Source organism: Neorhizobium sp. BETTINA12A, from assembly GCF_023006485.1.
GTDB lineage: Bacteria > Pseudomonadota > Alphaproteobacteria > Rhizobiales > Rhizobiaceae > Neorhizobium.
Map to the genome: position 1 here is coordinate 1 of NZ_JALBGW010000241.1, position 5,057 is coordinate 5,057.

The 5,057-nt window shown below is 61.4% G+C and carries 6 protein-coding genes and 1 pseudogene; 5 read left to right on the plus strand and 2 right to left on the minus strand.

Features of this window, described 5'->3' with window-relative positions; genetic code table 11:
* The 3 genes and pseudogenes from MOV61_RS28185 to MOV61_RS28195 all read left to right on the plus strand — a co-directional run.
* Window positions 1-212 (plus strand): annotated as a pseudogene (locus tag MOV61_RS28185) (cupin domain-containing protein); the annotation flags it as partial.
* 116 nt (window positions 213-328) lie between these two features.
* Window positions 329-1,198, plus strand: a complete 870-nt coding sequence (locus tag MOV61_RS28190) for an aldose 1-epimerase family protein (protein ID WP_247138962.1) — start codon at window positions 329-331, stop codon at window positions 1,196-1,198.
* A gap of 148 nt (window positions 1,199-1,346) precedes the next feature.
* Window positions 1,347-1,733 (plus strand): VOC family protein, encoded by a 387-nt coding sequence (locus tag MOV61_RS28195; RefSeq protein WP_247138963.1) that lies wholly within the window; start codon window positions 1,347-1,349, stop codon window positions 1,731-1,733.
* 47 nt (window positions 1,734-1,780) lie between these two features.
* On the opposite strand, the gene msrB is transcribed toward MOV61_RS28195, so the two are convergent.
* Together msrB and MOV61_RS28205 are read right to left on the minus strand one after the other, a co-directional pair.
* Window positions 1,781-2,191 (minus strand): peptide-methionine (R)-S-oxide reductase MsrB, encoded by a 411-nt coding sequence (gene msrB / locus MOV61_RS28200; protein WP_037084003.1) that lies wholly within the window; start codon window positions 2,189-2,191, stop codon window positions 1,781-1,783.
* 233 nt (window positions 2,192-2,424) lie between these two features.
* Window positions 2,425-3,063, minus strand: a complete 639-nt coding sequence (locus tag MOV61_RS28205) for a hypothetical protein (protein ID WP_038541123.1) — start codon at window positions 3,061-3,063, stop codon at window positions 2,425-2,427.
* Window positions 3,064-3,393: 330 nt separating this feature from the next.
* Here MOV61_RS28205 and MOV61_RS28210 point away from each other — a divergent pair, with 330 nt between their 5' ends.
* Entirely contained in the window at window positions 3,394-3,630 is a 237-nt protein-coding gene (locus tag MOV61_RS28210) for a hypothetical protein (protein WP_080719128.1), read from the plus strand.
* A 299-nt stretch (window positions 3,631-3,929) separates the two neighbouring features.
* Window positions 3,930-5,057: proton-conducting transporter membrane subunit (locus MOV61_RS28215; protein WP_309493867.1), on the plus strand; the 1,128-nt coding region annotated here is incomplete at its 3' end.

A 5,057-nucleotide genomic window follows, 5' to 3' on the forward strand; every position in this document is an offset into this window, starting at 1 on the left:
CTGGCCTCGCCCAGGTCTGGGGCGAGCCGGTCCGGGCTATCCGGCCCGGCGACGTAATCTGGTTCCCGCCCGGCGAAAAACACTGGCACGGCGCATCCCCGACCACCGCCATGACCCATATCGCCATCCAGGAAGCGCTGAACGGCAGCACGGCGGAATGGCTGGGCGCGGTGACGGACGATCAATATGCGGGCGAGGTCGCGAAAGACTGAGCCGAACTGGCTTGGCGCCGTTTGACGCTCGAAAACACCCCGCGCGTCATTGAACGGAAACGTCTGGTGCGCAAAGATGAGGACATGATTCCGAACCGGAACCTGAAGGAGCCACCATGTCCGACGTCACCCGCATCTCCAACCCGTACCTGACCGTCGACATCTCCTCGCTCGGCTCGGAGATGCAGGCGCTGACAGCCGCCGATGGCCGCTCGTTTCTCTGGAATGGCGATGCCGCCTTCTGGAACGGCCGCTCCCCGGTTCTCTTCCCGATGGTCGGCAAGGCGCCGGAAAACCGGATCAGCGTCGAGGGCAAGCCTTACGAGATGGGTCAGCACGGTTTTGCCCGCCGCAGCGAGTTTACGCTTGCCTGGTCGAGCGAAACCATGTGTCGCTACGAGCTCGCCGCATCCGACGCGATACGCGCCGTCTATCCGTTCGAATTCCTGCTGGCGGTCGAGCATTCGCTGGATGGCCGGACGCTGACGGTCGCGGCCGAAGTCGAGAACCGCGATCAGAAACCGATGCCCTTCGGCCTCGGTTTCCACGCGGCCTTTCTCTGGCCGATCCCGGGCGGTACGGGCAAGCCCCACACCATCACCCTCGACAACGGCGCAGAACCGGCTTTGACGCGGCTGGAAGGCGGGCTGGTCAAGCCGGAAAAGCTGCCGTCGCCGTTTACGGCAGGCAGCCTGACGCTCGACCATGCGATGTTCGAGGCGGATGCGATGATCTTTCCGGAAGGGGCGGGCGAGGGGCTGACCTATGCCGCCGAGGGCGGTCCCGCGCTCAAATTTTCCTTCGAGAACCTGCCGAACCTGGCGCTCTGGCAGAAACCCGGAGCCCCCTTCATCTGCGTCGAACCCTGGCACGGCACCGCGGCCGAACTCGGCGGTTCGGACGACCTGGCGAAACGTCCCTACGGCATAGTTCTCCAGCCGGGCGAAAAGGCCCGCTTCGCGTTCATTTTGGAACTGCCGGTCTAGCGCACAGGGGATCCGGCTTCCCGAGGCCCCGCATTCGGTTTATGATTGCCGCCGGCATTCCTGGGTGCAACTGCCGCCCGGGATCATCGTCTACGACAAGGACCCGACCTGACGTCAGGCGGTCTCGCGAGTGCTGTTGGAGGAGATCATGGCCGCGTCGCTTCGCATAAACCACCTGTCCATCATGGTTCGTGATCTTACCCGCAGCGCCGAATTTTATCACCGGGTCCTGCGCCTGCCGGAAATCGAGTGCAAGGCCCGCAAGCCGAACATCCGCTGGTTCGGTATCGGCGACGACCAGTCGATCCACCTGATCGAAGGCGATTTCGGCCAAACCTACGTCACCATGTCGACCCATCTCTGCATCGCCGTGACCGACCTCGACGCCACGGTCGCCCACATCGCCGCAACCGGCACGAAATACGGCGATCTGGCCAGAAACGAGGGCAGGATCTACACCCGTGCCGATGGGGTGCGGTCGATCTACCTGCAGGACCCGGACGGCTATTGGCTCGAGATCAGCGAAGATTACTGAGAATTAAAAAAGCGCCGGCGGATCGCCGGCGCTTCGGGTGTTTTGCTTCACTTCATCGCCTCGAAATCCATCGCGTGGCCGTTGATGCAGTAGCGCAGGCCGGTCGGCGGCGGGCCGTCGGGGAAGACGTGGCCGAGATGGCCGCCGCAATTGCTGCAGCGGACTTCGGTGCGCACCATGCCGTGCGAGGTGTCGCGGATTTCGGTGATCGCCTCCGGATTCACCGCCTCGAAATAGCTCGGCCAGCCGCAGCCGGAATCGAACTTGGTGTCGGAGACGAACAGCGGTTCGTGGCAGGCGGCGCAGCTGTAGAGGCCCTTTTCATGGCTGTTCCAGAAGGGCCCGGTAAAGGCGCGTTCGGTGCCGGCCTGCCGCAGGATGCGGTACTGCTCGGGCGTCAAGAGCTCACGCCACTCCGCATCGGTCTTCTGGACTTTCGGGGTGATCACATCGGACATCGCAAGGTTCCTTTCGTTTCCCCATAGATAGGCATCGAGGCGGCGAAGGAAAAGTCCGCGATTGGAGAGCGGATTCCGGCGTGGCTGTTTCTGGCCCAAACCGGTCATTTGGGACCAATCACTCCATGCCTGAGATGGGGTGGTTTTCGGACAGTCTGGTTTGAAGGATCGTCAACCGATAAGCTGCCGTCCGTCTCACCCTCGAAGCTCGTCGCAGGCATATCGGTACGTCTTTAGACGCCACCTTGCCGATATCTCGGCGGGAGTTCTGCGATGGGCAGATCGTCGGCCTTGAACGGCTTACCGCTGGACCAGGGAAGCATGTTCAGCACTACACCAAAACTCGTGCTGATTGCCCCAAACACGAGTTTGCCAAGCGGCTTTTTCCAACCAGCAGCAAGAGCACCGAGCGGTTTGAAGATCAAAAGTGGGATAAAGACGAACGGTAGGATCAAGAAGGTCAGCACCATCGGGGCCGCCGCCTCCATCATAGGGTCACCGCCGTATCGAAGGCGGAGACGCGGGTTACGGGCGACTGCAAACGGAATCAGTTCTTCCATGAACCGAACGTAGTCGGCGGATCGATCGAGGCCTGTCTCTCCCTGCCAATCCAGCGAGGATAGCTCCCTTGATGCGAAGAGCGTCCGCAATCGCGCGCTGTGGACTGGAAACCCAGTGGTGCCGACCCCACTCGTAACGTGAAGGTGCAGGAAACGAAACGAAGTCCATGGGACGAGTCTGACGGACCGTCCTTGCGTCACCGAAAGGCCTTGGGCGTCGATGACGTAGGCCATCGTGATCCCTGGCGAGCTTTTATGATGAATATGGACTTTCGCGGTAAAGCGGTAGGTCGGAGGGTCGTCCGTCTGCAATTGAGTTCTCCAATACGGTCCGCCAATGGAAGTGCCGCTTGTCCCGCGGATGACTGCTTACGGGAGACTATAGATCAGCCGCTACCGTCTTCTACGGGTCGAAACATGACCATAATCGACGGGTGGCGCCATGTCTCCTATTGGCGCATTGTTGCCCTAGCATCTCGACCGTAATGCTGGTTTCCGCTGGTCTGCTTCTGGAGTCACATCTTCGAAAGCGGACGCGATGTTCTCAATCTAGCGTCGCACATTGACGAAGGCATTTTTCACCACAATAAGGTCAAGCCGAAAAAAGATGATAAGCGCCAGCCAGGCAACAGCAGGAGTGAAATAGTGAGCGAACCGACCGTAGCAGATGCAACAGGCCGCATTTATGAATCGCTCCAGGCGAACAACGCCGACATCGACGTGCATATCGCGGCTCTCAAGGCAGCGTTGACCCGGGCGGGATTGAAAGAGGCCGTATTCGACCCGGCCAAGCTCGTGCAGAACAATCGTTCCGGCAGGAAGCTGATGCAGGCCTATTTTCGGCAGCGCGGCGTGACGGTGAAATTCTCGGCTGAGTGACGCTTCTTACGATGCATGATGCCGAACCGTTGCCTAAGCATAGGCCAAGCACCAGCCGGGAGCGCGAACCCAACATAGCTCGGTGGCCGCAGAATAAGCAGTTTTGCGACGCCAGCAATGACGATCATGCCGCAAAGCCGCCGCCGCCAAGCATCGCCGGCCCTTGCCATCAAATTCCGAAAAACGCGCGTTTCTGTGTGTTTCGTCCGGTTCTGCTTGAGGCGGGGACATGTTTCCCATAGAAAATCTCCTGCCTCCGAACGGTCGGGGGTATGGGATTTCTGAAGCGTGGAGATGACATGGCTGCCAATGCGCCGGCGTTGACGTTCCTCGCACTCTTCCTTCCCTTCCTCGCTTCGGTTCTGGCGCCCTTCCTCACCCGCCTTCTGGGCGATAGGGCCGCCTGGGTTCTGGCAGCGGCCCCGGCACTCGCGTTTGCGCATTTCTGCACCTTCCTGCCTGAAATCGCCGCCGGCGAAGTGGTGACCGGGGGGTATGCCTGGGCGCCGAGCTTCAACCTCTCCTTCTCCTGGTTCCTCGATGGCCTGTCGCTCACCTTCGCGCTTTTGATCACCGGCATCGGCACCCTGATCGTCCTTTATTCCGGCGGCTACATGAAGGGGCATGAGGGGCAGGGGCGCTTCATGGCCTTCATCCTCGCCTTCATGGGCGCCATGCTCGGCCTCGTCGTCTCCGACAGCTTTCTGATGCTGTTCGTCTATTGGGAACTGACCTCGATCACCTCGTTCCTGCTGATCGGCTTCGATCACGAGCGGGAGGCGGCGCGGCGTGCAGCACTTCAGGCGCTGGTGGTCACCGGCGGCGGCGGGCTCTGCCTGCTCGCCGGCCTGGTCTTCCTCTGGAACATCACCGGCGTCACCCAGCTTTCGCTGCTCGTGCATCTCGGCGAAGGGCTGCGCCAGAGCCCGTTCTATCTCGCAACCCTGCTGCTGGTGCTCGCCGGCGCCTTCACCAAGTCGGCGCAGTTTCCGTTCCATTTCTGGCTGCCGAACGCCATGGAAGCGCCGACGCCGGTCTCGGCCTATCTGCATTCGGCAACCATGGTGAAGGCCGGCGTCTACCTGCTGATGCGGCTGAACCCGGTCATGGGCAATACGCCCGCCTGGGTGATCCTGCTGCCCTTCTTCGGCGGTATCACGCTGATTGCCGGCACGTTTCTCGCCGTCCGCCAGACGGACCTGAAGCTGATGCTTGCCTATACGACCATGGCCTCGCTCGGTCTTTTGGTCATGCTGACCGGCTTCGGTTCGGCCCATGCGGTCGAGGCGGCGGTGCTTTATCTCGTCGCCCATTCGCTGTTCAAGGGCGCGCTGTTCATGGTCGCCGGCACGGTGGATCATGAGGCCGGCAGCCGCGACGTCACCAAGCTCGGGGGCCTGCGCGCCGCCATGCCGGTCACCTTCGGC

Excerpts from the sequence above, each read along its gene's own strand:
- msrB (WP_037084003.1), bottom strand. The coding sequence starts at position 2,191 with ATGTCCGATGTGATCACCCCGAAAGTCCAGAAGACCGATGCGGAGTGG.
- MOV61_RS28190 (WP_247138962.1), top strand. The coding sequence starts at position 329 with ATGTCCGACGTCACCCGCATCTCCAACCCGTACCTGACCGTCGACATC.
- MOV61_RS28195 (WP_247138963.1), top strand. The coding sequence starts at position 1,347 with ATGGCCGCGTCGCTTCGCATAAACCACCTGTCCATCATGGTTCGTGAT.